The following is a 3167-nucleotide window of genomic DNA, read 5'->3' on the forward strand; positions in this document are numbered from 1 at the left end:
GCGTGGCCCCGGGCCCCGGGGTGTCAGCCGTTGCGGGGACCCGGGAAGGCGTTCGGGCGGGCGTCGCTCGGCTGCGGCGGCATCGAGCGGGCCGCCGGCACCGCCCGGACGGCGGACAGGCCCGGCGGCGGCAGCGTGCCCGTCGCGGCGCCCTCCGCCTGTGCCGCGGCAGCCTGCCGCCGCGAGCCGTAACGGCGGTGCACCGCCTGCTTCGTGACGCCGAGCGCCGAGCCGACCGCGTCCCAGGAGAAGCCGAGGGAGCGGTCGAAGTCCACGGCCGCGGTCACGAGGGTTTCGACGCTGTCCCGCAGTTCCTGCGCGAGGCGGACGGTCGGGGCGGGGGCCCTGCCGTAGACGACGAAGCCCGTGGAAGGGCCGGAGCGGCGGGGGCGGTAGACGTTCCCCAGCTGGGCGGTGAGCGTGCGCAAGGCGTCCACCTGCCGGCGGACCCGCTCGATGTCCCGCACCAGCAGATGCAGGCTGGCCCGGGCTTGGGCGTCGTGGGTTGCGTGGTCGGCCATTGACAAGCCTCTCGAACCGGCGGTTAAAAGGGGTCGGGTCGCGTCCGGGGCGGCCCGCTTCGGTCAATCTCTCTTGACCAACGCGCCGGTGGGGGGTCTGGTCACGCTTCGGGGCGTATGTGCCTGTGCGTGGGGCGCACGGGCTCCCGTACGCCCCCTGCCGCCACGGCTCATAGACTGGTGTGCTGCTCGTCACCGCACGCCCAGTCTGAGAGGCAGTCAGCCACCGATGAAGCTCGTCTTCGCAGGTACTCCCGAGGTCGCCGTCCCCGCCCTGGACGCCCTGATCGCCTCCGACCGGCACGAGGTCGCCGCCGTCGTCACCCGGCCCGACGCGCCCGCGGGCCGCGGGCGGCGGCTGGTCGCCAGCCCGGTCGCGCAGCGCGCCGCCGAGGCCGGGATCGAGGTGCTCAAGCCGGCGAGGCCGCGCGACGAGGAGTTCCTCGCGCGGCTGCGGGAGATCGCCCCCGACTGCTGTCCTGTCGTGGCCTACGGCGCCCTGCTGCCCAAGGCCGCCCTCGACGTGCCCGTCCACGGCTGGGTGAACCTGCACTTCTCGCTGCTGCCCGCCTGGCGCGGCGCCGCCCCGGTGCAGCACGCGATCCTCGCCGGTGACGAGATGACCGGCGCGGCGACGTTCCGGATCGAGGAAGGGCTCGACACCGGCCCCGTCTACGGAGTGATCACCGAGCCGGTGCGTCCCACGGACACCAGCGGTGATCTGCTGACGCGGCTGGCCTTCGCCGGTGCGGGACTGCTCGCGGCGACGATGGACGGCATCGAGGACGGCACCCTGCGGCCGGTGCCGCAGCCCGCTGACGGCGTCACGCTGGCCCCGAAGATCACCGTCGAGGACGCTCACGTCGACTGGACCGCTCCCGCACTGCGCGTCGACCGGGTCGTGCGGGGCTGCACTCCCGCGCCGGGGGCGTGGACGGCCTTCCGGGGCGAGCGCCTCAAGCTCGTCCAGGTCGCTTTGCTGCCGGACCGCAAGGACCTCGCACCGGGCGAGCTCGAGGCGGGCAAGAACCATGTGCACGTGGGCACCGGGTCCCATGCCGTGGAGCTCCTGTGGGTCCAGCCGCAGGGCAAGAAGCCGATGCGTGCGGCGGACTGGGCGCGGGGTGTGCGGATCACTCCTGGCGAGAGGGTCGGCGCACCGGTCGTAGGCTGAGAGGGATCACGTTTCATCGAACGCGGAGCACCTTTTGAGTGAGCAGTCCCGTCACCGTCCCGCCAAGCCGTACCGCCGCCCCAAGAAGGACCCCGTGCGGATCCTCGCCTTCGAGGCGCTGCGGGCCGTCGACGAGAGGGACGCGTACGCCAACCTCGTCCTGCCGCCGCTACTGAAGAAGGCGCGCGAGAAGGACGGCTTCGACGGGCGGGACGCGGCGCTCGCGACGGAGCTCGTCTACGGGACGCTGCGCCGCCAGGGCACCTACGACGCGATCATCGCGGCCTGTATCGACCGGCCGCTGCGCGAGGTCGACCCGCCGGTGCTGGACGTCCTCGCCCTCGGCGCGCACCAGCTGCTGGGAACGCGCATCCCCACGCACGCGGCCGTCTCCGCGAGCGTGGAACTGGCGAGGGTGGTCCTCGGCGACGGGCGGGCGAAGTTCGTGAACGCAGTGCTCCGCAAGATCTCGCAGCACGACATGGACGCCTGGCTCGAGCGCGTCGCCCCGCCCTACGACGAGGACGCGGAGGACCATCTGGCGGTCGTCCACTCGCACCCCCGGTGGATCGTCTCCGCCCTGTGGGACTCGCTCGGCGGCGGCCGCGCCGGCATCGAGGACCTGCTGGAGGCCGACAACGAGCGGCCCGAGGTGACGCTCGTGGCGCGGCCGGGGCGTTCGACCACCGGCGAGCTGACGGACGTGCTGGGCGAGGACTCCGTCCTGCCCGGCCGCTGGTCCCCGTACGCCGTCCGGCTGGCCGAGGGCGGCGAGCCCGGCGCCATCGAAGCCGTGCGGGACGGCCGCGCGGGCGTCCAGGACGAAGGCAGCCAGCTGGTGGCGATCGCCCTCGCCGACGCGCCGCTGGAAGGCAGCGACGAGCGCTGGCTCGACGGGTGCGCGGGGCCCGGCGGCAAGGCGGCGCTCCTCGGTGCGCTCGCCGCCGCCCGTGGCGCGTCCCTGCTGGCCGCCGAGAAGCAGCCGCACCGCGCCCGGCTGGTGGAGCGGGCACTCGCCGGCAATCCGGGGCCGTACCAGGTGGTCGCGGCCGACGGCACGCGCCCGCCGTGGCGTGAGGGCGTGTTCGACCGGGTGCTCGTCGACGTCCCGTGCTCGGGGCTCGGCGCGCTGCGCCGCCGTCCCGAAGCCCGCTGGCGCCGCCGCCCGTCGGACCTCGAGGGCTTCGCCCCGCTCCAGCGGGAGCTGCTGCGTGAGGCACTGAAGGCAGTACGGGTCGGCGGAGTGGTGGGGTACGCGACCTGTTCGCCGCATCTCGCCGAGACACGTGTCGTCGTGGACGACGTCCTGCGCGGCCGCGGCGGACCGGCCGTCGAGGCGGAGTGGGTGGACGCCCGCCCGCTGATGCCAGGAGTCCCGGCCCTCGGCGACGGCCCCGACGTCCAGCTGTGGCCGCATCTGCACGGCACGGACGCGATGTACCTGGCGCTGCTGCGGCGCACCTCCTAGCTTC

3 protein-coding genes are annotated in these 3167 nt (G+C 74.4%); 2 read left to right on the forward strand and 1 reads right to left on the reverse strand.

All coding sequences use genetic code 11. The features are described from left to right. Positions 1-23: 23 nt before the first annotated feature. Complete coding sequence (locus ACWGH4_RS33385) at positions 24-521, reverse strand: hypothetical protein (RefSeq protein ID WP_453467456.1); 498 nt, start codon at positions 519-521, stop codon at positions 24-26. 229 nt (positions 522-750) lie between these two features. Here ACWGH4_RS33385 and fmt point away from each other — a divergent pair, with 229 nt between their 5' ends. Both fmt and ACWGH4_RS33395 read left to right on the forward strand, forming a co-directional pair. Then, the gene (gene fmt, locus ACWGH4_RS33390; protein WP_453467458.1) at positions 751-1695 is read left to right on the forward strand and encodes a methionyl-tRNA formyltransferase; all 945 of its coding nucleotides are present in this window, start codon (positions 751-753) and stop codon (positions 1693-1695) included. Positions 1696-1729: 34 nt separating this feature from the next. Further along, entirely contained in the window at positions 1730-3163 is a 1434-nt protein-coding gene (locus tag ACWGH4_RS33395; protein ID WP_453467460.1) for an RsmB/NOP family class I SAM-dependent RNA methyltransferase, read from the forward strand. Positions 3164-3167: the final 4 nt, after the last annotated feature.

Source organism: Streptomyces sp. NPDC054847 (assembly GCF_053610925.1).

Excerpts from the sequence above, each read along its gene's own strand:
- ACWGH4_RS33385 (WP_453467456.1), bottom strand. The coding sequence starts at position 521 with ATGGCCGACCACGCAACCCACGACGCCCAAGCCCGGGCCAGCCTGCAT.
- fmt (WP_453467458.1), top strand. The coding sequence starts at position 751 with ATGAAGCTCGTCTTCGCAGGTACTCCCGAGGTCGCCGTCCCCGCCCTG.